This window comes from Pseudomonas sp. MIL9 (assembly GCF_016887925.1).
GTDB classification, from domain to species: domain Bacteria; phylum Pseudomonadota; class Gammaproteobacteria; order Pseudomonadales; family Pseudomonadaceae; genus Aquipseudomonas; species Aquipseudomonas mohnii.
In genome coordinates, this window is record NZ_JAFEHE010000008.1 from 301,699 (window position 1) to 324,603 (window position 22,905).

The following is a 22,905-nucleotide window of genomic DNA, read 5'->3' on the forward strand; positions in this document are numbered from 1 at the left end:
TTGGTTGAGAATGCGCAAAGCCCCGTCAGCAAGATCGGGGCCCGTTGGCCAGTGCCGGTCGGTTAAGGGCTTGAACGCCGCAACCCCTGTGGGAGCGAGCCTGCTCGCGATACCGGTGGGCCAGCCAACATCAATGCTGAATGTACCGCCATCATCGCGAGCAGGCTCGCTCCCACACGTTGCGCACCTTAACTGACAGGTACCCGGCCGGTTGTCAGTCTATTTCAGGCTATTGCGCCTGGTAGATCTGGTCGAACACGCCACCGTCGTTGAAGAATTTCGGTTGCGCGGTTTTCCAGCCGCCGAAGTCTTTATCGATGGTGACCAGTTCCAGTTTCGGGAACTGGTTGGCGTACTTGGCGGCGACATCCTTGTCCCGTGGACGATAGAAGTTTTTCGCCGCAATTTCCTGGCCCGCCGGGCTGTACAGGTGCTTGAGGTAGGCTTCGGCGATCTGCTCGTTGCCCTTTTTCTCGGCGTTCTTGTCGACTACGGCGACCGGAGGTTCGGCGAGGATCGACAGCGAAGGTACGACGATGTCGAATTTGTCGGCGCCGCCATCTTCTTTCAGCGCCAGGAAGGCTTCGTTTTCCCAGGCCAGCAACACGTCACCCTGACCGTTGTTGACGAAGGTGATGGTCGAACCGCGAGCACCGGTGTCCAGCACAGGTACGTGCTTGAACAGGGTTTGCACGTATTCCTTGGCTTTGGCTTCGTCGCCGCCGTTGGCTTTCAGGCCGTAGGCCCAGGCGGCGAGGAAGTTCCAGCGCGCACCGCCGGAGGTTTTCGGGTTCGGTGTGATCACCGATACGTCGTTCTTGACCAGGTCGCCCCAGTCCTTGATGCCTTTAGGGTTGCCCTTGCGCACCAGGAACACGATGGTCGAGGTGTAAGGCGTGCTCGCCTCCGGCAGGCGTTTTTGCCAGTCGACAGGCAGCGTCTTGCCCAGCTTGGCGATTTCGTCGATGTCACCGGCCAGGGCCAGGGTGACGACGTCAGCACGCAGACCGTCGATCACCGCCCGACCCTGCTTGCCCGAACCGCCGTGGGACTGCTGGATCTTCACGGTGTCGCCAGCATGGTCCTTCTGCCAGAACTTGATGAACTCGGCGTTGTAGTCCTGATACAGCTCACGGGTCGGGTCGTACGACACGTTGAGTAACTCGTAATCCTTGGCAACCGCAGAACCCGCAAAAAGGGCACTGGCCAGGGCGGCCAAAGCGAACTGACGAATCGACGACATGGTGAAAGCTCCTGGAATTCTTGGAAATTGGCTTTTTTTATGGTCTGGAATCGGATGCTTGCTCAAAGATCGCAGCCTGCGGCAGCTCCCGCACAATCCCCCGCTAGAACTGCCGCAGGCTGTGATCTTTTGATTTTTCGCTTCAGCCCGGTTTGTTTCCCGGGTTCTGCAGGCGGAATTTTTCTTTGCGTTCGATCTGAACCACCTGGGCGTTGTGGACGGTGATTTCCACTGCGCCAAAACGCAGATCGCGCAGGGCGCTCTGGATTTCACGCAGGATGGTTGCTTCGTCCTGGCCGTCAACGCTACGTAGAGATGCGCTCATGGTGCTGCTCCTTCGACTGAGAGGTTGCCTGGCAGTGGCGGCACTGCTTGCGGCGTGAGACCAATAGTAGAGAGGCGCTGATATTCTTAAAAAGACTATTTAAGAATGTTTATATAACCAAAAGAAATTATTTGATGGGGCAAGGGTTTGCGGGAAGACAACCCTTCCAGAGGTATGCAAAACCCGGTGGGAGCGAGCAAGCTCGCCCACAGGTTTTGTGCAGATTTAGCGGATTACCGGTGCATGCGCCCAATCCAGCTGCAATGCCGGCACCGGCCGCCCGAACCAATACCCCTGGCCCAGATGGCTGCCAAGCTCAAGCAGGAGCGCCGCCTGTTCGACCTGCTCGATCCCCTCGGCCTGCACTTGCATTCCCATGCTGTGCGCCAGGGCAATGATCACCCGCACAATGGCGCCGTCGTCTTCGTCCCCCGGCAGCCCGGCGACAAAACCCTGATCGATCTTGAGCTTCTGCACCGGCAGGCGCTTGAGCCGCAGCAGCGACGAATAACCGGTGCCAAAGTCATCGATGGCCAGGCGCACCCCCAATTCGCGCAATCGGTGCATTTGCTCAAGCGCGACCTCCGGGTCTTCCATCACCGCGCTCTCGGTGACCTCCAGTTCCAGATAGGCCGGGTCCAGCCCGGTGTCACGCAACACCTGAGCCACTTGCTGATACAGCTCACGGCGGGCGAAGAGGCGCGATGAGACATTCACCGCGACGAACGACAAGGCCACGCCAGCCTGTTGCCACTGGCACATTTGCTGACACGCTTGCTGCATGACCCAGGCGTCGATTTCGGCAATCAGCCCGGTGCGCTCGGCGACGGGAATGAACTCTGCCGGCGACACCAATCCGCGCTCCGGATGCTCCCAGCGCACCAGCGCCTCGACTCCGATCATGCGGCTGGTTTTCAGGTCATGGACCGGCTGGTAGAAAACCCGCAATTGCTGCTGCTCCAGCGCGCGGCGCAGCTCGAATGCAAGCTCGACCCGTTGTTGCGCGTGGGCGGTCAGCTCTTCGGTGTAGAGGGCATAGCCATTGCGGCCGGCGCTCTTGGCCTTGAACAGCGCCGAGTCGGCGTTGCGCAACAATTGCTCGGCGCTCAAGGCATCGCCGGGAAACAGGCTGATACCGATGCTGGTGTTGATGAACAGCTGGTGCTCGTCGATAAGGAACGGCTCTTTGAGGCCATCGATGATCCGCTGCGCCAGCGCCGCCGCCTGGACCAATTGCGGACAGCTCTCGGCCAGCACGGCAAACTCATCGCCCCCCAGCCGTGCCAGCGTAATGCCCGGCCCGAACATCGCCGCAAGACGCTCCGCCACCGCCTTGAGCATGTGGTCGCCGATGGTGTGCCCGAGGCTGTCGTTGATCATCTTGAAGTGATCCAGATCGACCATCAGCAGCGCACAGCCGCGCTTTTGAGCCTGCGCCGAGGTCAACGCCTGCTGGGCGCGATCGGTGAACAGCAAGCGGTTGGGCAGATCGGTCAATGGATCGTGGTGCGCCAGGCGAATCAGTTCGTGTTCGGAGTTCTTGATCGCGCTGATGTCGGAAAACACTGCCACGAAATGGCTGAGCCGCCCCCGATCATCATGAATGAGGCGAATCGTCTGCCATTGCGGATAGATTTCGCCGCTTTTGCGACGGTTCCAGATTTCCCCGCTCCACTCGCCTTTGCTCTGGAGTGTCGCGAACATCGCCTGGTAGAAAGCGGCCGGATGGCGCCCGGACTTGAACAGGTTGGGCCTTTGCCCCAGCACTTCCTCACTCTGATAACCGGTGATTTGGATGAAAGCCCGGTTCACATGGACAATCAACCCATCGTGATTGGTGACCAACACCCCTTCGCGGGTGCAATCGAATACGGCGGCGGCTTGACGCAGTCGCTCCCGATCTTCACTGCGCTCACGCAATTTGGCGCCGATGCCGAGACAACGAAGCAATCGCGCCCGGGCAATGAAGATAAACCCGGCACTGATCACCACCCAGGCATAACCGTTGATCAGTTGCCATCGCGAAAGCTCGGCAGAACCATCGAAGAAGCTGTTCAATAAGTAGCCACTGAACTGCAGCCAGATCATGGAAAGCAAGAGGTAAAGCAGCGCTGCACGCATGGCATAGCGATAGCTGGCAGACATTAGGCTGTCCATATCCCTGCAAAAAACCGGGATTATAGGGCAAAGACACATCCAGCCACTCATATCCGAAAGGGCGACTGGTTTTCTCCGCGGGCTTAGTGATAATGCAACGGCTGTTTTTTCTTTATCGAGGGCCCTATAGCCTATGTGGTACGAAGGTTTTCTCGGCTTGTCGCCCTGGTCATTGGTGGCAGTCACCCTGCTGATGACCCACGTGACGATCGTCGGCGTCACGGTCTATCTGCACCGTTACTCAGCCCATCGCTCGCTTGAGCTGAATGCCGGCCTGAAACATTTCTTCCGTTTCTGGCTGTGGTTGACCACGGCGCAGAACACCCGCGAGTGGACCGCCATCCACCGCAAGCATCACGCTAAATGCGAAACCGTCGATGACCCGCACAGCCCGGTCATCAAGGGTCTGTCCACCGTTCTGCGCAAAGGCGCCGAGTTGTACCGCGCCGAAGCGGAAAACCCCGAGACCCTGCGCATCTACGGCAAGAACTGCCCCGAAGACTGGATCGAGCGCAATCTCTATACCCCCTTCCCGCTGCTGGGCGTGGCGATCATGGCCGTGATCGACCTGCTGCTGTTCGGCACCATCGGCATCACCATCTGGGCCGTCCAGATGATGTGGATCCCGGTATGGGCCGCCGGCGTGGTCAATGGCCTGGGCCACGCCATCGGCTACCGCAACTTCGAATGCCGTGACGCGGCGACCAATCTGGTGCCCTGGGGCATCCTGATCGGCGGTGAAGAACTGCATAACAATCATCACACCTACCCTAACTCGGCAAAACTGTCGGTGAAGAAGTGGGAGTTCGATATGGGCTGGGCCTGGATTCAAGTATTCAGCTTCCTGCGTCTGGCCAAGGTCCAGCGGGTCGCGCCGATTGCCCATCGTGTCGAAGGCAAAGGCCACCTGGACATGGACACCGCCATGGCGATCCTCAACAACCGCTTCCAGATCATGGCCCAGTACCGCAAATTGGTGATCGGGCCGCTGGTCAAGCAGGAGCTGGAAAAGGTCGATCACTCGGTCCGTCACCAGTTCCACCGCGCCAAGCGCTTGCTTTCGCGCGAAACGAGCCTGCTGGACGACAAACACCATGTGCGCATCCAGAACATGCTCGAGCACAGCCAGGCGCTGAAGGTCATTTACGAAAAACGCCTGGCCTTGCAGCAGATCTGGGTCAAGACCAGCTCCAATGGTCACGACATGCTGGCCGCCATCAAGGATTGGGTACACGAAGCCGAAGCCAGCGGGATTCAATCCCTGCGTGACTTCGCCGACCAACTCAAAACCTACTCCCTGCGTCCGACCGCTGCCTGACTGTGGCGGCGGCTGCGCAGCAGACGCAAAATCGGCGACGCGTTTTAATCGAATAAAAGGCGTCGCCGATACCGCCCAGCGGGAGCAAGCTCCCTCGCCACAAAAATGTGGGAACTTCGCTTCAAATCGTCCCTCTCAAAGACACTTCGCCATCCAGGCGGGCTTCGTTGTGGCCGCTTTCGAATCCAAAGCGGCGCACGCCCTTTGAGATGTGTACCCATGGTCATTAAAAACCAAGAAGACCCATCCCCTTCGCAATGGCCCGAGGCCGCGCAAACCCTGCTGGCGCTGATGCATGCCCAAGGTGAAGTGGCGCGACTGAGCGAACGCGAACAGCTGTTCAGCACCCTGCTGGTGAGTGTCAATGCCGTGCTCTGGGCATTCAACTGGGAAACCCGCCAGGTGCTGTATGTCAGCCCGGCTTATGAGCGGATTTTCGGGCGCTCCGCCGACCTGCTGTTGTCCGACTACAACCAGTGGCGTGACAGCATCTACCCCGACGATCTGGAATATGCCGAGCGCAGCCTGGCGGACGTGCTGGAAAAAGGCGCGATCGAAGACCGCGAATACCGGATCATTGCCGCCGACGGCCAGGTGCGCTGGCTCAGCGACAAATGCTTCATGAACCGCCAGGCCGAGCCAGGGCAGCCGGTCATCATCGTTGGCATCGCTGAAGACATCACCGACAAGAAGCAAATGGAAACCGAGCTGCAACGCCTGGCCACCACCGACGCGCTGACCCAGAGCAGCAATCGTCGCCACTTCTTCGAAGGCGCTCATCAGGAATTCGAAAAGGCGCTGCAACAGGGCACGCCGTTGTCCTTCCTGATGCTGGACATCGATGACTTCAAAATGATCAACGACACCTATGGTCACCAGGAAGGCGATAACGTGCTGCAGCGTATCGCGGAGAGCGGTCGAGCGGCGTTGCGCCGTGGCGATCTGTTCGGGCGCATTGGCGGTGAGGAGTTCGCGGCGGTGTTCCCCGGCTGCTCGCCGGACATGGCCCTGCAAGTGGCTGAACGACTGCAGAGGGAGATCCAGCGTTTGAGCTTCAGGCATGACGGCCAGACGTTTGGCATCACCGTCAGTCAGGGGCTGACCAGCCTTGTCGCCGGGGACGAAAATGTGGATAGCCTGTTTGCCCGCGCGGACGCAGCGATGTATCAGGCCAAGCGTGAGGGCAAGAACCGGATAGTGACGGCCTGAATGCCCTTCCAGGAACTGCCTTGCCAGCTCCTGCAGGGTTTGGGTGAAGCCTTATTTCTTGCGCAGGCGCACCAACTCCGGCAAGCCGATCTTGAGCAGGCGCGCCGTACGGCTCTTGGCCAGGTCCTCAAGCCCCTCATGCTCGCTCAAGCGCGCCAGCTGCGCCGCCATGTTCATCACCAGCGCTTCACGGGAGTAGACCCCGCCACCGAGCTGGTAGGTCGCCGCAATCAGCTCTCGTAGCTCCAGCGGCAATCGCCAGCGGGTACGCAGCGCCGAACCGTAGGCCGCGCTGAATTCGGCCAACGCCTCGCCAACCGCCTCTTGCTCGTCCAGCTCGCCACCGGCCTGCTTCCATTCCTGCAAACAACGCAACAACGCCAGATCGCCGAGCCGATGCAACATGCCCGCGCAATAGCATCGCGCCTGATCCAGATCGAGCAAGCGCGCCAGCGTTCGCGCGTATTCGGCGGTGTGCAGCGACAAGTCCCAATAGCGCTCGGCGTAGTCCGACAGGGACGGATCACTGAGCCGTGCACTGCGTTTGAGGGCCAGGCCGAGAATCAGGTTCATGCTTTGCCCGGTACCCAGTCGGTGCAGCGCCTGCGACAGGGTTTGTACAGGTGCGCCGTGATGCTGGGCCGCGCTGTTGGCGGCGGCGATCAGAACCGCCGTGACCTGCGGGTCTGTGCGGATCTCGTCTTCCAGCGCCGTCAAGTCCAGACCGTCAGGATTGAGGCTACGCTTGACCGCCAACTGCACGTCGGTCATCAGCGGCGCGCCCTCGGACAGTTCGCGACGACGCTCCAGGAATACGGACAGGGTCATGCCCGGCGCCAGTGCCGGCACTTCGCACGACACCTCTTCCCCCGCATCGAGCAGCAACCCCTGCAAGCGTTGAGTCAGGCTTTCCATGTTCAACGGTTTGGTCAGGTAGGCGGCAGGCGCCAGCGGCAAGACCTCGCGTACGCTGGCGCTGTCGTTGCGGCTGCTCATCAGGATGAATGGCAACGGAGGGTTGCGTTTGCGCTGGCGAACACTGCGCAACACATTCAGGCCATCGACACCGGGCAATTCCCAGTCGACGATCACCAGATCGTAAGGGTTGGCTGCCAGCAGCTCCAACGCCTGCTGGCCGTCGGCGCACAGATCCAGTCGTGCGTCACAGCGAACGTTCAACAACACTTCCTTGAGCAGATCACGGGACCAAGGGTCGGCCTCAGCGATCAGTACTCTCGGAACCGCGGGTAAAATGACAGCTGTCATACAGCTCTCCCTGACAATGCTCGAACCTTATCCAATGCCGCTCCTTCGAAATAGTATCAATACGTTGTATCTGTTCTGGCAGATATGAAAAAACCCGCCGAAGCGGGTTTTTTGTCGATCAAGTCACACTTGGCGATCAGAGCTCAGCGAAGCATTCTTCGATGATCGCCAGACCTTTGTCCAGTTGTTCGTCCGGAGCAGTCAGCGGTACCAGGACGCGCAGAACGTTGCCGTAGGTGCCGCAGGACAGCAGGATCAGGCCTTTGTCGCGAGCCTTGGCCACAACGGATGCCACAGCGGCAGCGTTCGGCTTGTGGCTGTCGCCGTTTTCGAACAGCTCGACAGCAATCATCGCGCCCAGGGCACGGACTTCGCCGATCACCGACGGGTACTTGGCCTGGATGGCCTTGAGGCCAGTGACCAGACGCTCGCCGACGGCCTTGCAGCGGTCCAGCAGGTGCTCTTCTTCGAACACTTCCAGCACGGCCAGGGCCGCGGCGCAAGCGATCGGGCTACCGGCGTAGGTGCCGCCCAGGCCGCCTGGAGCGATGGCGTCCATGTATTCGGCCTTGCCGCACACACCGGCCAACGGGAAGCCGCCAGCGATGGATTTGGCGAAGGTGGTCAGGTCGGCAGCAACGCCCATCTGTTCCATGGCGAAGAACGTACCGGTGCGGCCAGCGCCCGTCTGTACTTCGTCAGCGATCAGCAGGATGCCGTGGTGGTCGCACAGGGCGCGCAGACGCTTCATGAATTCTTTCGGCGCGACGTAGAAACCACCTTCACCCTGTACAGGCTCGATGATGATCGCGGCGATGTCTTTCGGCTCGGCGTCGTTCTTGAAGATGCGCTCGATGGAAGCGATCGAATCGTCGATGCTCACGCCATGCAGTTCGTTCGGGTACAGCGCGCGGAAGATACCGCCTGGCATCAGACCCATGCCGGCCGAGTAAGGCACGACTTTACCGGTCAGGCCCAGGGTCATCATGGTGCGACCGTGGTAAGCGCCGGTGAAGGCGATCACGCCGGCACGGCCAGTGGCGGCACGAGCGATTTTCACGGCGTTTTCCACGGCTTCGGAACCGGTGGTGACCAGCAGGGTTTTCTTGGCGAAGTCACCTGGCACCTTGGCGTTGATTTTTTCGCACAGTTCCACGTACGGCTCGTAGGCCAGTACCTGGAAGCAGGTGTGAGTCAGCTTGTTCATTTGCTCGGTCACGGCGGCGATGACTTTCGGGTGCACGTGACCGGTGTTCAGCACAGCGATACCGCCGGCGAAGTCGATGAACTCGCGACCTTCAACGTCGGTCACGGTAGCGTTCTTCGCGGACTCGGCGAAGATCGGGTGAATCTGGCCTACGCCACGTGGTACAGCAGCGGTACGGCGGGCCATCAAAGAAGCGTTAGTCTTGCTCATACATTCCTCATTCGCCGCTCATCGGTCGGCGTGGTTCAAGGATTAGGCAGCGAGGAGGCAACTTCGGCAGCATGCGATGATCGACTGCCACAGCTTTCCCCGCCACAGAGAAAATTCCGTTTGAAGCACGCAAAGGAACAGCGCTCTCGTGCCCTTTGCGTTTGAAGCAATGCCTTGCCGGGCTTATGCCCTCGAGCTTAGATGCCCAGGCAGAGGTATTTGATTTCCAGGTAATCTTCGATGCCGTACTTGGAGCCTTCACGGCCCAGGCCCGAGGCCTTGATGCCGCCGAACGGCGCGACTTCGTTGGAGATCAGCCCGGTGTTGACGCCGACCATGCCGTATTCCAGGGCTTCAGCCACACGGAACACACGACCCAGGTCACGCGCATAGAAGTACGAGGCCAGACCGAACTCGGTGTCGTTGGACATCGCGATCACGTCGGCTTCGTCTTTGAAACGGAACAGCGGCGCCAATGGACCGAAGGTTTCTTCCTTGGCCACGGCCGCGTTGTTCGGCACGTTGGTCAGGATGGTCGGCTCGAAGAAGTTGCCTTCCATCGGCTTGCCGCCGGACAGCACGGTGGCGCCTTTGGCAACGGCGTCAGCGATGTGCTCTTGCACCTTGGCCACGGCTTTTTCGTCGATCAGCGGGCCAGTGGTGGTGCCGGCTTCCAGACCGTTGCCGATCTTCAACTTGGCCACTGCGGCCTTGAGTTTCTCGGCGAAGGCGTCGTAGACCGCATCCTGGATGTACAGGCGGTTGGCGCAGACGCAGGTCTGGCCGTTGTTGCGGTACTTGGAAATGATCGCGCCTTCGACGGCCTTATCCAGGTCCGCGTCGTCGAACACGATGAACGGAGCGTTGCCACCCAGTTCCAGGGAAACCTTCTTGATGTCCTTGGCGCATTCGGCCATCAGTTGGCGACCGATTTCGGTCGAACCGGTGAAGGACAGTTTGCGCACGATCGGGTTGCTGGTCAGCTCGGTGCCGATGTCGCCGGCGCTGCCGGAAACCACGCTGAACACACCAGCCGGGATGCCGGCACGCTGGGCCAGTTCAGCCAGGGCGAACGCGGAGAACGGGGTTTGCGAAGCAGGCTTGAGCACCATGGTGCAACCGGCGGCCAGGGCCGGGCCGGCTTTACGGGTGATCATTGCGGCCGGGAAGTTCCACGGGGTGATGGCAGCGGTCACGCCGATTGGCTGCTTGATCACGATCAGGCGCTTGTCTGGCTGGTGGCCCGGAATCACGTCACCGTAGATACGCTTGGCTTCTTCGGCGAACCACTCGATGAAGGAAGCGGCGTAAACGATTTCGCCCTTGGCTTCGGCCAGTGGCTTGCCTTGTTCCAGGGTCATCAGGCGAGCCAGGTCGTCCTGGTTCTCGATGATCAGTTCGAACCAGCGACGCAGCTTGTTCGCACGCTCTTTGGCGGTCAGTGCACGCCAGGCCGGCAGCGCCTTGTCAGCAGCTTCGATGGCACGGCGGGTTTCGGCAGCGCCCATTTTCGGCACAGTACCCAGAATTTCGCCCGTTGCCGGGTTGTTGACCTTGATCGTCTGACCATTGTCCGCATCAACCCAAGCGCCATCGATGAAGGCTTGCTGGCGGAACAACTGGGTGTCTTTAAGCTGCATGTCGGCTTTCCTTAACAGCACCGCGCGATACGCGGAGCAAATTATGATTGTAGAAAGGCGCCTCAGTAGGCTGCCGTCAGGGAAATCATTCACCGGGCTGAAGCACATAAATAGCGCACGGATTGAATTCGTGCGGTTCAGCACCCAGACAAGAGCGTTTGAAATCTCAAACGAATCCTAGGATCAAAGGGGTTAAAGGACAATAGGGCGTTCGAAAAAAAGAACGAAAACGTCTTTTTTGCTGCGATTTTCTGATCAACGTAACAAAGACAGGTTACGCTTTGGAAAAACGCAGGCGATTCAGCAGCATGGACGCCCGCAGTGCATATGAGTATCATGGCGCCCGCGCTGCACCAGTAGCTCAGCTGGATAGAGTACTGCCCTCCGAAGGCAGGGGTCGTGGGTTCGAATCCCGCCTGGTGCACCATCTATAGAAACGAGAAAGCCTCAGGCCGTAGGGACTGGGGCTTTTTTGTGGGGGCACAAAAAAACCGCCTAAGCGGTTTTTTTCATTCCGTCGTCCAATCAAACTCGTCGTATTCATCATCGTCCTCGTCATCCTCGAAGACTTCATCTTCAAGCACGTCGTCTTCAACAACGTCTTCGTCCGGCTGATTCAGCAGAAAATCCTTACGACTCTCGGTAATCGCTCGCCGTAGTTCCTCACCCTTTTCCGGGCAGTTGAGCATTTGGGCGATGCGGTCGATTTTTTTTGTCACGGCATCCTCCAACGCATCGACTACAGGCTGATAGTGCGCGCTTTCAGGGAGGGATGCCAAATCCCCGGAAGGCCGCGCACTTCAGCTTTCTGCAAAGCCGCTGAAGTGATCAGGCTTCAGCGGTGGTAACGCCGGACCACGCTGCTGTTTTTCAACACATGACCGTTGATTCGTTCCAGCAGCTGCGCACGGGTCAGGCCTGCCGGCAACGCATCCGGCGCGAGGTCCAGGGCGTAGATCTGGATGATGTAATGGTGCGCACTGTCGCCAGCCGGCGGGCAAGGGCCGACGTAACCGGCGGTGCCTTTGCTGTTGATGCCGGACACGCCTTCAAGTGTGGACTTTGCGCCGACTCCGGACGCGATCTGGTGGGTGCTGGCTTTGATGCCGTAATGCACCCAGTGATCGACACCCTGTCCTTTCTGGCCGTCAGGGTCGTGCATGACGATGGCATAACTGAGCGTACCGGCCGGGCCGGCGCTCCAGCTCAGCGCAGGTGAAACATTATGTCCGCCGCAGCCCGGAGCATCGCTGGCAGCGGCAGAAGTGAACAACCGGTCATCCGACACGCCTGGGATGTTCAGGGTAAAACGCTCCTGGGTCGCTTGTGCCGCCTGCGCCGCATGCGCCGGCAATTGCACGCAAAGGGCGACCGCTATGGCCGCTAGCCAAGGGTTCAGAGAGGTCAATCGGGTCATGCCGGAGTACCTTGTGCGGGTGGGGCCGTCGTCGGCGTGCAAACTATAGCTGGAGCTTTCATTTGGTGGCACCAGGATTTGGCGCAACCTTCAACAATTGCGCCGCTTTTTTTCAATGAAGCACCGCGCCTCGGAACCGTCCTACACCCGTTGCTGAAGAAGGTGACGAGGATAGGTCGACCGCATTTCAACCGCCGAACAGCAAAACGCCCGGCGCCTGCATTGCGCAGAGGCCGGGCGTTGTCTGGAGGGTGGCGGTTTTATTGAACCTCGCCTGCGCCAGCAAATTTGCTCATGACGAAGCCGACAAATTCTTCGACTGTCATTTTCTGGCCGTTGAACTCGACCTGATTGTTGGCGTAGTGCAGTTTGCTGACGATGTTGCTTCCGTCCAGTTTCGCCAGTTGCGAGCCGACGGCCATGCTGCCAAACATGTCGGCAGTGGCGGTGGCCTGATCGGCGATCAGCTTGGCGTCGGTCTGGCCGTCGATTTGCGATTGCACGGTGAACACGTCAACGAGCATTGGCTTGGACACTTGGAGATTGATGTCCAGCAGCGCAATCAACTGCCTGATCAGTTGGTCGGTCGGCAATTCGATCGATTGTGGTTTGGTCAGGTCCAGCACCAGGTTGGCGCGGCTTTCGCCGTTGGTGGTCTTGAACGATAAGTTTTCCAGGGCCACCTGCGGGCCGGCCGCCAGCAATTGCTCCAGACCGGTTTTCAGTTGCGCCTCTTCGGCTTCGGTCAGCTTCAGTTCCGGCACCGGTTGACCCGCCTCGGCTGCCTCGGCGGCAAGTTGCTCGTACGGTTGCAGTTTGCTCTGGTAAATCTGCATCAGCGACATCGTCGCCGGTATGTCGAGGTTCTTCAGGCTCATCGCCAACTGTGCCGAACCGAACGCCTTGCCGTTCAAGGACACTTCACCCACCTTGTAATCGGCACGCCCGGATGCGCTGGTGCCCGATTCCTCGGTCTGGTTCTTCATCTCGAAGTTCTTGAAGCCCAGCACTGACTGTTTGGCACCGAACGTGGTTTGGCTGCTGGTCAGCACAACGGTGTTTTCGCCGGTGTAGTAGCCGTAGGTGCTTTTGCTCAGGTTGCTGGCCAGCGTCAGGCCGTTCAATTCGACCTGCACCGGTGCCTGATCTTCGGAAACGGTGGTCAGCTTCAGACTGTCCATGTAGCCGTCGGCCTTGACCTTCTGCGCCTGGGCGCTGGCCGAAACGTCGAGTTTCAGGCCGGAAAACTTCAAGCTGGACTTGTCATCCAGTGCGGTTTCCAGCGGCAGCATTTCCAGCGTGCCGTTGGTGGAGTTGTCGTAGCCGATATTGACCACGCCTTTGAGCGGGGAGACATCCTTGGCGGCGGCAAACCATTTTTCAGTGAGCGGCGTCTTTTCCAGTTCGTAATGACTGGTGGCCATGACCGGCAGCCACTTCAGCGACACCAGGCGCGAGAACGGCAGCGGACCGTGTTCGATGTGATCGACAAACAGCAGTTCGATCGGCTCCTCGCCGAACATTTCACCTTCGCCCTTGAGGCGATAGTGCGCGGTGCTGCTGAACACATGGCGCTCCAGCGAGACCAGTTCCAGCGATGCCGTGCCTTTATGACCGACCAGCGCCGCTTGCAGTTGCTGGTTGGCATCAGCCAGGGAAGTGTTCAGCACGCTTTCGATTTTGGTGCCGGTGTACCAGGCACCGCCGGCGCTGATTGCACCGATGGCCACGACAATTCCCAGTAACACGCCTGCTGATTTATTCATGAATGACCCGTTCAATGTCCGTTGTTGAGAGGTGGTCGTCTTCCCTGAACCCGAAGCGGGTTGTGGTCACGACTGCGCTAAAAGTGGGATGCAGGTTAGCATCAGGCGCGGTGGACGGCCCAAAGATTAAAAGTGAAAGAATGTCTATGGGAGCTTCATAGGCAGGCAAGTATTCGGTGTCCATGGGATCGCCATCGCAAGCAGGCTCGCTCCCACATTGGAATGCGAACTCCTGCTCGCGATGGCGTCAGCCCTGACAACGCAGCATCAGGAATACTGAACCTCGATCTCATCGAGCTGATGATCAAAGGTTTTAAGCCGCGCGGTCCAGGTGTACACCAGCACTTCAAAGTCGCGATTGATCACCGCCCCGCCTGTCACGTCCCCCTGCGGGTCGCAGAAATCCAGCTGATAGCGTTCGCGGGCCATGGCGGCGGCGACATCGGCCAGTTCCCGCGCATTGTTGAGCCAGTGCCAGCCGTCGTCGGCCACTTGCTTGTCGAGCGCCAGGCATTGTTTTTTCAGGGTTTCGAGACTCTTTTCCAGCGGTGTACCGGTGAGTTCGCCCATGACCTCCTGGAACGTGCGCCCTGGCTGCCAGTAACTGCCCCAGAAATAACGGTCGAACACCGTTTCGACACGACGCAGCGCGACCTTGGTGTCCCAGATCAGCACCAGGGTCTTGCCTTGTTCGAGTTGTCTTTTTTTGATTCGCTGGTTCTGGACCGAGGCCCAGGCCACCACCGCGATGGACATCACGGCAATCAGCGCCGTGGCGCTGTCGAGGAACACCAGAGCCTTGTCGATCTGGTGGGTCAGCATGACGCCGTAGAAGTAGGTGGCCGAAAGCAGCACTAACGCTACGACGGCGCACCAGAAGCCGAGAGCATAAGGGTTTTTCATTATTGGTTTCCCCATGACCTGCGCGAGCCTTGCGAAGCAAGGGCGCCTGACTCCAACGCCCCTCCAACACTTCAAAGCATAGCAACGGCCTCAGGGTTTGCCGGAGTTCGACGCTTGCGTTCGTCCGCTTTCCCACCCTCCGCCCAGGGCGAGGAACAAATCGATCTGGCTCATGGCGACTTGCGTGTTCGCCGTGGCCAGTTGTGCCGTGACGTCGGTGTAAGTGCGGGTCGCTTGCAGGTCCGCCAGGAACGACTCGCGGCCGGCCTGGAAGAAGCGGTGCGTCTGGTCGGCCGCCAGTTTCGCCGATTGCTCGGCATCCGCCAGGGCATCACGGCGTTGCAGCAGCGCGGCGTACTGGGCCAGGGCGGTCTGGGTTTCGCGAATGGCGTTGAGCACAACGCCATCGAAGTGTGCCAACACACCCTGGGTCGTGGCTTCGGCTTCACGGATACGGGCGCGGGTGCCGTTGGACGGTACGGTCCAGGTCAGCGACGGCCCGAAACCCCAACGGTTGGTGGACGGGTCGCCGAGATCACCCAGGATGCCGACGGTACCGATGGTCGCGCCGATGCTGATGTTCGGGTACAGCTCGCCCGTAGCGATGCCGATACCGGCCGTCGCGGCCGCCAGTCGGCGCTCGGCCTGCCGCACGTCGGGACGACGCTTGAGCAATGCGGCACCATCGCCCACGGGCACCAACTGCGCGATTTTCGGCAGTTCAGCGCAAGTCGCGGTGCCGACCGGCAATTGATCCACAGGCTTGGCCAGCAGCATCGACAAACGGAACAGCCCGGCCTGACGCGCCGCCTCATAACGGGGCATGTCGGCACGCAACGACTTGAATTGGGTTTGCGAGCGCGTGACCTGGGTTTCGTCGCCGCGTCCGGCGTCGCGCAAGCGCTGGATCAGCGTGGTGCTCTGGGATTGCAGATCAAGGGAATGCTGGGCGATCTCCCGCTCTTCGTTGGCCGCGCAGACTTGGGTGTAGGCCCGAACCACATCCGCCACCAGGGTAATGCGCGCGGTGTCGGCGGCGGCCTGGGTGGCATCGGCATTGGCCTTGGCCGCTTCGATGCCACGCTGCAGCGTACCGAACAGGTCGAACTGGTACGACGCGGAAATACCGATATCGCCGATGTTGGCCACCGGCACCTTTTCCGGCAACAGGAAGGCTTGGCCGGACTCCTGCAAACGCTCGGCGCCCATTTTCACGCCACCGCTCCAGCCACCGGCCGCCTCGGCCTCGTCGACTTGCGCATGAGCGCGCAACAGGCTGGCCGCCGCCACGCGCAGATCGGTGTTGGAGGCCATGGCTTGCTGCACCAGTTGATCGAGACGCGGGTCCCGATACAGGCGCCACCAATCGGCAGGCACCGGCGCCGAGACCACGGGCTTGCCCTCCACCGCCAGTTCGCCCTGCAAGTCATCACGGTGGATGGCCGCCGCCTCTGGCAGGTGATAGTCCGGCCCGACCACCTGACACGCCGACAGCAACAAGCCTAATCCGGCAACCGCCAAACCCGTGGCTTTGCTCATTGCGCAGGCTCCCGGACCTGATCGTCGATGATCGACACAGTCGCGGTGCGCCCGGCGATCATGCGGAAATCCGCCGGTACGTCATCGAAAGCAATCCGCACTGGAATCCGCTGGGCCAGGCGCACCCAGCTGAACGCCGGGTTGACGTTGGGCAACAGATTGTTGCCGCTGGTGCGGTCGCGGTCTTCGATACCGGCGACGATGCTGACCACATGGCCACGCAGGCGCGCGCGGTCACCGATCACCCGGATGTCGACGCTCTGGCCGATATGGATGCCGTCCAGTTTGGTTTCTTCAAAATAGCCGTCGATGTGAAACGAATTGCTGTCGACGATAGACAGCACCGGCCGCCCGGCACTGACGAATTCCTGGGCACGCGGCGCGCGGTCGTTGACATAACCGTCCACCGGGCTGCGAATCACCGAGCGGTCGAGGTTGAGCTGAGCGCTGTCCACCGCCACCTGGGCTTCCATCAACGCCACTTGGGCACGGGCGACCTTCGACTGGCTTTCTTCCAGCTGTTCGGCAGGCACCAGATTGCCCAGGCCCTTGTTGCGCTTGGCTTCGCGCTGGGCCTGGGCCAGGGTTTCTTCACGGTCGGCGACGGCGGCTTTCGCCTGGCGCAAGGCCAGTTTGAAACGGTCCTGATCGATGCTGAACAGCACCTGGCCGCGTTTGACCGGCTGATTGTCGCGCACGTCCACCTGCTGGATCAGCCCGGAAACGTCCGGAGCGATCTGCACAATGTCGGCACGGATGTGACCGTCGCGGGTCCAGGGGGCAAACATGTAATACAGCACCATCCGCCAGACCACGACCACGGCGAAGCTCACGATCAACAGGGTCAGGGCCACGCGGCCGATGGTCAATAAAGGCTTTTTCATGTCATCAGGTATCGACTGAGTGAGTCCACGACGCCAAGCAGCAAGGCGTAGAGAGCCACGTTAAACAATGCCCGGTGCCAGACCAGACGATAAAAGTGCAGACGCGTGAGCACCCCGTGCACCAACAGGAACAACACATAGGTAATGCCCATCAGCACCAGCAGTGTGGGCAGGAAAACCCCGCTGAGATCCAGGTCACCAATCATAAAGGCGCTCCATCGATGCCATGGGGAAGCGGTTCTTCAAGCTCGGCGGAACCGACAAATTCGACGCCGGGCAACAACGCCAGGCGCAAGCCACTCAAGGCGTGCAACAGTTGCAGGCGGGTCTCGTCATCACCCGCACCGCCCAGCGCCCGGCGGGCACGGTCCATGGTCATCAGCAACGGGCTCGGCGCGGGCAAGCGCCTGTCAGCCTTGAGGCACGCCTTGAAGTATTCGCCGACCTCGGCCACCACCTGGCGCAGCAGCGCGCTTGGCACCCCGTCAATGCGCGGCGCGTAGGCGAGAAGATCGAGCATATTCAGCGCCACGCGGACTTCCCGCAGGGCAATCCCGGTGTCCTGCCCGGTCAAAGCCAGACGCGGCAAATGCTGCATCAGGCGGTCAAGCATTTGCACGCCAAGATGCCGGTGCTCGGCCAGGCTGGCCGGCTCGGACAGGCCGACAATGTCACGCCAACTGAATCGAGTCAGACGCTTGGCCGCCAGCTCGGCACCGAATGGCCGGGCGATCAGGGTCCAGACAAATGCAAACAGCAAGCCCACGGGGCCGGCCAGGTTGGAGTTGGCAAAGCTGAGGAAGTCGGCGTCGTACGCGCCCTGAATGCTGATGAAGGACGAGGTGTTGACCAGTGTCAGCAACATGCCCAGGTAAAACTGCGGCTTGACGGTCAAGGTGCCGACGATGATGAACGGCACGGCGAACGCCAGCACCAGCATCGGGAAATCGTGCAGGTTGGGCAACACCAGAAACAGGTAAAGGCTGGCGAACAACACCGACATCGCCGTCCAGAAAAAGAACCGGTAAATCTGTGGCGCAGGGTCATCCATCGAGGCAAAGAAGCTGCAGGCCACGGCCGCCAGAATCACGGCGGAGCCCCCGTCGGTCCAGCCCAGCAGAATCCACAGCACCGAGGCGACGATGATCGCCGTGACGGTGGACGCCGCTGAATAAAGCATCAGGCCGCGATCCAGAAATGGCGACAGTCGGCCGAGCCGCCAATGCCGATACACCGCGTGCCAACTGTCCTGGTTTTCGCATTGGATGGCGATTTGCAGACTGCGACAGTCCTGCCACAGATCGATCCATTCGCCGAGGCGGTACAGCGCGTTGGAGAACAACAGCTGCTTGCGGTCCTCCAGCGCTTCGACATTGGGTTGAAGGGCTTGGACCCGGTCTTTGAGCGCCTGCCAGCGATCGACATCCGCGTCCTTGTGTTGCAGCCATTCGCTGGCGGCACCGAGGAGTGGCGCGAACTTATCCACAAGTTCGGGAGTGCGCCGTTCCAGGGCGTAAAGCGCATCGTCCAGGGCATCGACCACGGTCAGCAGGTGGATCATCCTTCCGCGCAGCTCCTTGGTGTTGCGCACCGTTTGCGGCCGCGCGCCTTCGTGGGGCAACTGACCGATCATCAGCTCCAGGCTGTTGAAGGTTGCCACCATCGACGCACGCAGCGCACTGACTTCGGCCGGTTGCACATGGCGACCGAGGAATTGCAGGCTGTAGGTCGAGGCATCGGCAAACCATTTGCTCACCGAACCGTTGAACACCGGGGCCAGCCGCCGGGGCCAGAACATCGCGCCGACGACCGCCGCCACGGCAATGCCGAGGAAGATCTCCTCCGTGCGCGCTTCGGCGACGTCCCACACCGACAACGGATTATCCATTACCGGCAGAGCGATCAGCGGCAAGGTGTAACCGGCGAGCATCAACGCGTAGCTGTTCGCGGTGCGCAGGTGCAAGGACAGAAACAGCAGAGTCCCGGTCCACAGTGCCATGACCGTCACCAGCACATAGGGACTCTGGACAAACATCGGCACCAAGAAAACCGCAGCGGCAGCACCGAGAAAGGTGCCCACTGCACGGTACAGCGCCTTGGAACTGGTCGGGCCGACAAACGGGCTGGAAACGATATACACCGTGGCCATCGCCCAGTAAGGCCGCGGCATTTGCATGAGCAAGGCGATGTAGAGCGCAATCATCGAGGCGGCGAACGTGCGCACACCGAAGAACCAGTCCCGCGCCGGGGGCACGCCGGTAAAAAAGCCGCTCAAGGGTGGAGCACCGGTGCTTGGCCGGCCGACTCGAAGGCCTTCAATACACGCAAGGTGGCTTCCAGATCGCGCGGATCGATGCCTTCGAGCACCTCACTGCGCAAGCGCACCAGCTCAACTTCGACGGCTTGCACCAGTGTCCGGCCGCTGTCGGTGAGGCTCAGGCATTTGGCGCGGCGATCCTGCGCATCCTCGGTGCGACAGACGTACCCGGCGTGACACAACTGATCGAGCAACCGCACCAGGGACGGGCTCTCCATCCCCGCCGCCTGCGCCACCGTCACCTGCCGCACCCCCTCGCCCAACCGTCCGATCATCAACAACGGCACGGCACAGGCTTCGGAAATTCCGTAATTGAGCAGCGTGCTCTGGCAGATTTTCCGCCAATGCCTGGCGGCCACCACCATGGAGCTGCTGATGTTCATCTGCAGAACGTCGAGATTATTCGGCACGGGAGAAAATACACTGTTAGTTTGCTAACTATCAATATGGCATTGGAGAGGTTTTTTCGTCAAGTTTTGAAACAAATTGGTTTCCACCCGTCGCAAGCAGAACGCGATGGACCTGACAGAGTACTGATGATGTATATACTTTCTTGGTACCCGATCCAGGAACACTCACCATGTCAAAACAAGCCGTTTTTACAATGAAGCTCGAATCAGATTTGCGCGAACAATTCATGGCCGAAGCAGAAGCCGCTCACCGCCCTGCCTCACAAATCGTCCGGGAAATGATGCGCCAGTTTGTCCAAACGCAACGAGAATCTCGTGAATACGAGGCCTTCCTGCAACGCAAAGTGGACATCGCCCGCACCTCAATGCACAGCGGCAACGGCCTGGCGAATGAGGAAGTGGAAGCAGAGTTCGCCGCCAGGCGTGGGAAGGCAGCCACAGAACAATGAGGATAATCTGGACGCGAGAAGCCGCACAGGATCGTGCAGATATTTGGGACTACCTGTATGCCATCAACCCGAAAGCGGCCATCGACATGGACAATCGCTTCAGCGATGCGATATCCAGGCTTGCGCAACACCCTGAAAGTGGCCCTGCCGGAATCATTGCCGGCACTCGCGAGCTGATTCCACATCAGAGTTATCGAATTGTTTATGAACAGGCAGTGAACGCAATCTGGATACTTGCTCTGGTTCATACGTCCCGTCAGTGGCCGCCAGAGAATTGAACGTCTATACCCCCCGCCCTTTCCTCAACATCACATCCAATTGATCAACCACCTCCGCCCAATCGGCATCCTCCAGAATATCGTCGCGCAGAAAATCCGCCTGGCTTTGGGTCCAGAAGAACGCATCCGCCAGGTGCAGTTCCGGTTTGAGCGGTGAATGGGTGGAAATGAATTTATCGATGCTTTCGGCGTCGTCGGGCAGGCCGAGTTGTTTGAACAGCGATGGGAGGCTGTGGGTCGGGTTTTCCATGGCTGACTCCTTGGGGAAGGGTTGAATGGGTGACCGCTGCGCGGTCAATCGCGGGCAAGCCCGCTCCAACAGGTTCAGTGTTGATCACAAATCTGCGGCTCAACTCAATCACTGTGGGAGCGAGGCTTGCCCGCGATGACGGCGGCACTGGCGTCGCGAAACTCAATGACTCAACTCCCGCACCTCGGCATGCGGCACCATTTTCAGGAACTGTGGCATATCCATGTGCAGCAGGTTGATGTGGTTGCCGGCTTCCAGATAAATGTCCTTTTGCCGGGTCAGCAGCGGGTCGATGACCACGTCCAGACCATAGGCCTCGCCCAGGGCGGGTACGGCGCCGCGTTCGCAGTCATCGAACAGGTGCGGCAGATTGCTTTCGCGCGAGACTTGCCATTCGCCGCTGCTGCGCACTTTGCTCAGGTCCAGGTGGCGACTGGCGGGCAACACGGCCATCAGGTAATGGCCGTGGTGGTCGTCGAGGATGACCGACTTGGCCACCCGCTCGGCTGGAATGCCCGCGACTCGCGCCGTTTCCAGGCTACTGGCCGAGTGAGGGTGGGTGACGATGTCATATTCGCATTGAGCCTTTTCCAGGCTTCGCTGCACGGTTCTTGCCATACGCATGATGCACCTCGGTGTCCGCAACAACGTCTGGCGGACGATGGTTGACGCTTTTCCACGTAGTGAAAGTCTAGGCCCGCCGGGCCAAACCGGTGGGAAATCCGCCCATTGGACACGTCGACATCTGAACAAAATTCATACAACCGATCGGTCAACTAAACTGTATACAGAAACGGCCACGACGCTCCCGGAGGGTGACGTGAATACGCGCTGTTGTACCGTTGCACTGCTATTGGCGTTGAGCGCATCAGCCTTCGCCGCAGACACTGTCGGGCTACCGGCGACCAATCCCGCCGGAGTCTGGTTGATCACCTTCGGCCTCGCGTTCCTGATCGCCGAGGCGGCCCTGCCCAATTACGGCGTGATTGGCCTGGGCGGAATCGTGATGTTCGTGATCGGCGCGCTGATCCTGACCAATGCCGAACTCCCCGCTCCGTTGATGATCGTTTTGGGCCTGATCAGTGCTTTGCTGCTGGTGTTCCTGCTGATCCGCGCCCTGAAGACCCGCCCGCGCCATACCGTCAGCGGCGATGCCGTACTGGTTGGCAGCGTCACCCCGATCACGTCATTGCTGGCCGACGATGCCTGCCACGGCTGGGTGCATTTACAGGGCGAATACTGGCAAGTGTCGAGCGCCAAGCCCCTGCAGATCGGGCAGAAAGTACGCGTGGTGTCGCGCAAGGGATTAATGCTGAAAGTGGCCGCGACTGACGCGGTGCCAGCGGGAGAATAGTCATGGGCCTGCAAGTGGGTTTTGTCGCGCTGCTGTTACTGCTGATCGCGCTGGCCGGTTCGACCTTCCGCATCCTGCGTGAATACGAACGCGGGGTGGTGTTCCAGCTCGGACGCTTCTGGCAAGTCAAGGGCCCGGGCCTGATTCTGTTGATTCCGGTGGTTCAGCAAATGGTTCGCGTCGACTTGCGCACCGTGGTGCTCGACGTCCCGGCGCAAGACGTGATCACCCGCGATAACGTCTCGGTCAAGGTCAACGCCGTGCTGTACTTCCGCGTGCTCGACCCACAGAAGGCGATTATCCAGGTCGAGGACTTCCTGATGGCCACCAGCCAGTTGGCGCAAACCACCTTGCGCGCGGTGCTGGGCAAACACGAACTCGATGAGCTGCTGGCCGAGCGCGAACGGCTGAACATCGATATCCAGCAAGTGCTCGACGCCCAGACTGATGCATGGGGGATCAAAGTGGCCAATGTCGAGATCAAGCACGTGGACCTCAATGAATCGATGATTCGCGCCATCGCCAAACAGGCCGAAGCGGAGCGCGAGCGCCGGGCCAAGGTGATCCACGCCGAAGGCGAATTGCAGGCCTCGGAAAAACTCATGCAGGCCGCCGAAATGCTCGGTCGCCAGCCGGGGGCCATGCAGTTGCGTTACATGCAGACGCTCAGCTCGATCGCCGGCGACAAGAGTTCGACCATCGTCTTCCCACTGCCGATCGAGCTGCTCAAGGGCATGGCGGACTTGTCGTCGAAACCTTGAGC

Annotated in this window: 23 protein-coding genes and 1 tRNA gene; 7 read left to right on the forward strand and 17 right to left on the reverse strand. The window is 60.0% G+C overall.

Going from position 1 to position 22,905, the window contains the following annotated elements; translation table 11 throughout:
* Positions 1-229: 229 nt before the first annotated feature.
* The 3 genes from JQF37_RS11665 to dibA form a co-directional block, all read right to left on the reverse strand.
* The gene (locus JQF37_RS11665; protein WP_103406557.1) at positions 230-1,243 is read right to left on the reverse strand and encodes a sulfate ABC transporter substrate-binding protein; all 1,014 of its coding nucleotides are present in this window, start codon (positions 1,241-1,243) and stop codon (positions 230-232) included.
* Between the two features lie 142 nt (positions 1,244-1,385).
* Positions 1,386-1,568, reverse strand: coding sequence for a sulfur starvation response protein OscA (gene oscA / locus JQF37_RS11670; protein ID WP_028943833.1), 183 nt, complete (start codon positions 1,566-1,568; stop codon positions 1,386-1,388).
* A gap of 225 nt (positions 1,569-1,793) precedes the next feature.
* Positions 1,794-3,713 carry a phosphodiesterase DibA gene (gene dibA, locus JQF37_RS11675; protein ID WP_130210799.1) on the reverse strand — a complete coding sequence of 640 codons (1,920 nt, stop codon included), beginning with the start codon at positions 3,711-3,713 and terminating at the stop codon, positions 1,794-1,796.
* A gap of 145 nt (positions 3,714-3,858) precedes the next feature.
* Here dibA and desA point away from each other — a divergent pair, with 145 nt between their 5' ends.
* Both desA and JQF37_RS11685 read left to right on the forward strand, forming a co-directional pair.
* Positions 3,859-5,043 (forward strand): delta-9 fatty acid desaturase DesA, encoded by a 1,185-nt coding sequence (desA, locus tag JQF37_RS11680; protein ID WP_130210801.1) that lies wholly within the window; start codon positions 3,859-3,861, stop codon positions 5,041-5,043.
* A 219-nt stretch (positions 5,044-5,262) separates the two neighbouring features.
* Complete coding sequence (locus JQF37_RS11685) at positions 5,263-6,252, forward strand: sensor domain-containing diguanylate cyclase (RefSeq protein WP_130210803.1); 990 nt, start codon at positions 5,263-5,265, stop codon at positions 6,250-6,252.
* Between the two features lie 51 nt (positions 6,253-6,303).
* On the opposite strand, the gene JQF37_RS11690 is transcribed toward JQF37_RS11685, so the two are convergent.
* The 3 genes from JQF37_RS11690 to gabD all read right to left on the reverse strand — a co-directional run bounded on the left by JQF37_RS11690 (position 6,304) and on the right by gabD (position 10,575).
* Positions 6,304-7,518 (reverse strand): response regulator, encoded by a 1,215-nt coding sequence (locus tag JQF37_RS11690; protein WP_130210805.1) that lies wholly within the window; start codon positions 7,516-7,518, stop codon positions 6,304-6,306.
* A 136-nt stretch (positions 7,519-7,654) separates the two neighbouring features.
* On the reverse strand, positions 7,655-8,935 hold the full coding sequence (gabT, locus tag JQF37_RS11695; RefSeq protein ID WP_130210807.1) for a 4-aminobutyrate--2-oxoglutarate transaminase: 1,281 nt from the start codon (positions 8,933-8,935) through the stop codon (positions 7,655-7,657).
* A 197-nt stretch (positions 8,936-9,132) separates the two neighbouring features.
* On the reverse strand, positions 9,133-10,575 hold the full coding sequence (gene gabD, locus JQF37_RS11700) for an NADP-dependent succinate-semialdehyde dehydrogenase (protein ID WP_130210809.1): 1,443 nt from the start codon (positions 10,573-10,575) through the stop codon (positions 9,133-9,135).
* 350 nt (positions 10,576-10,925) lie between these two features.
* Here gabD and JQF37_RS11705 point away from each other — a divergent pair.
* A tRNA-Arg gene (locus tag JQF37_RS11705) sits at positions 10,926-11,002 on the forward strand.
* A gap of 82 nt (positions 11,003-11,084) precedes the next feature.
* Here JQF37_RS11705 and JQF37_RS11710 read toward each other — a convergent pair.
* The 9 genes from JQF37_RS11710 to JQF37_RS11750 form a co-directional block, all read right to left on the reverse strand.
* Positions 11,085-11,354 (reverse strand): hypothetical protein, encoded by a 270-nt coding sequence (locus JQF37_RS11710; protein WP_223272721.1) that lies wholly within the window; start codon positions 11,352-11,354, stop codon positions 11,085-11,087.
* A gap of 56 nt (positions 11,355-11,410) precedes the next feature.
* Positions 11,411-11,992 carry a YbhB/YbcL family Raf kinase inhibitor-like protein gene (locus tag JQF37_RS11715; RefSeq protein WP_090465957.1) on the reverse strand — a complete coding sequence of 194 codons (582 nt, stop codon included), beginning with the start codon at positions 11,990-11,992 and terminating at the stop codon, positions 11,411-11,413.
* Positions 11,993-12,252: 260 nt separating this feature from the next.
* Positions 12,253-13,758 carry a YdgA family protein gene (locus tag JQF37_RS11720; protein WP_130210813.1) on the reverse strand — a complete coding sequence of 502 codons (1,506 nt, stop codon included), beginning with the start codon at positions 13,756-13,758 and terminating at the stop codon, positions 12,253-12,255.
* A 267-nt stretch (positions 13,759-14,025) separates the two neighbouring features.
* A complete protein-coding gene (locus tag JQF37_RS11725) occupies positions 14,026-14,661 on the reverse strand; it encodes an NADH:ubiquinone oxidoreductase subunit N (RefSeq protein WP_130210817.1) in 636 nt (211 codons plus the stop codon).
* A 90-nt stretch (positions 14,662-14,751) separates the two neighbouring features.
* Positions 14,752-16,200, reverse strand: a complete 1,449-nt coding sequence (locus JQF37_RS11730; RefSeq protein ID WP_130210819.1) for an efflux transporter outer membrane subunit — start codon at positions 16,198-16,200, stop codon at positions 14,752-14,754.
* Positions 16,197-17,084 carry an HlyD family secretion protein gene (locus JQF37_RS11735; RefSeq protein ID WP_047536037.1) on the reverse strand — a complete coding sequence of 296 codons (888 nt, stop codon included), beginning with the start codon at positions 17,082-17,084 and terminating at the stop codon, positions 16,197-16,199. The genes JQF37_RS11730 and JQF37_RS11735 overlap by 4 nt, the downstream gene beginning before the upstream one ends.
* A complete protein-coding gene (locus JQF37_RS11740) occupies positions 17,081-17,290 on the reverse strand; it encodes a DUF1656 domain-containing protein (protein ID WP_047536034.1) in 210 nt (69 codons plus the stop codon). The genes JQF37_RS11735 and JQF37_RS11740 overlap by 4 nt, the downstream gene beginning before the upstream one ends.
* Positions 17,287-19,359, reverse strand: coding sequence for an FUSC family protein (locus JQF37_RS11745; protein WP_130210821.1), 2,073 nt, complete (start codon positions 19,357-19,359; stop codon positions 17,287-17,289). The genes JQF37_RS11740 and JQF37_RS11745 overlap by 4 nt, the downstream gene beginning before the upstream one ends.
* On the reverse strand, positions 19,356-19,784 hold the full coding sequence (locus tag JQF37_RS11750; RefSeq protein ID WP_130210823.1) for a MarR family transcriptional regulator: 429 nt from the start codon (positions 19,782-19,784) through the stop codon (positions 19,356-19,358). Before JQF37_RS11750 ends, JQF37_RS11745 begins: the two co-directional genes overlap by 4 nt.
* A 197-nt stretch (positions 19,785-19,981) precedes the next feature.
* Here JQF37_RS11750 and JQF37_RS11755 point away from each other — a divergent pair, with 197 nt between their 5' ends.
* The gene (locus JQF37_RS11755; protein WP_130210825.1) at positions 19,982-20,260 is read left to right on the forward strand and encodes an antitoxin of toxin-antitoxin stability system; all 279 of its coding nucleotides are present in this window, start codon (positions 19,982-19,984) and stop codon (positions 20,258-20,260) included.
* The gene (locus JQF37_RS11760) at positions 20,257-20,538 is read left to right on the forward strand and encodes a type II toxin-antitoxin system RelE/ParE family toxin (protein ID WP_130210827.1); all 282 of its coding nucleotides are present in this window, start codon (positions 20,257-20,259) and stop codon (positions 20,536-20,538) included. The genes JQF37_RS11755 and JQF37_RS11760 overlap by 4 nt, the downstream gene beginning before the upstream one ends.
* Before the next feature lie 4 nt (positions 20,539-20,542).
* On the opposite strand, the gene JQF37_RS11765 is transcribed toward JQF37_RS11760, so the two are convergent.
* Positions 20,543-20,788, reverse strand: a complete 246-nt coding sequence (locus JQF37_RS11765) for a DUF2789 domain-containing protein (protein WP_047536022.1) — start codon at positions 20,786-20,788, stop codon at positions 20,543-20,545.
* Positions 20,789-20,950: 162 nt separating this feature from the next.
* Complete coding sequence (locus JQF37_RS11770) at positions 20,951-21,412, reverse strand: YbaK/EbsC family protein (protein ID WP_047536019.1); 462 nt, start codon at positions 21,410-21,412, stop codon at positions 20,951-20,953.
* A gap of 196 nt (positions 21,413-21,608) precedes the next feature.
* Here JQF37_RS11770 and JQF37_RS11775 point away from each other — a divergent pair, with 196 nt between their 5' ends.
* Both JQF37_RS11775 and JQF37_RS11780 read left to right on the forward strand, forming a co-directional pair.
* Positions 21,609-22,142 carry an NfeD family protein gene (locus JQF37_RS11775; protein ID WP_130210829.1) on the forward strand — a complete coding sequence of 178 codons (534 nt, stop codon included), beginning with the start codon at positions 21,609-21,611 and terminating at the stop codon, positions 22,140-22,142.
* Between the two features lie 2 nt (positions 22,143-22,144).
* Positions 22,145-22,903, forward strand: a complete 759-nt coding sequence (locus JQF37_RS11780; protein WP_047536013.1) for a slipin family protein — start codon at positions 22,145-22,147, stop codon at positions 22,901-22,903.
* Positions 22,904-22,905: the final 2 nt, after the last annotated feature.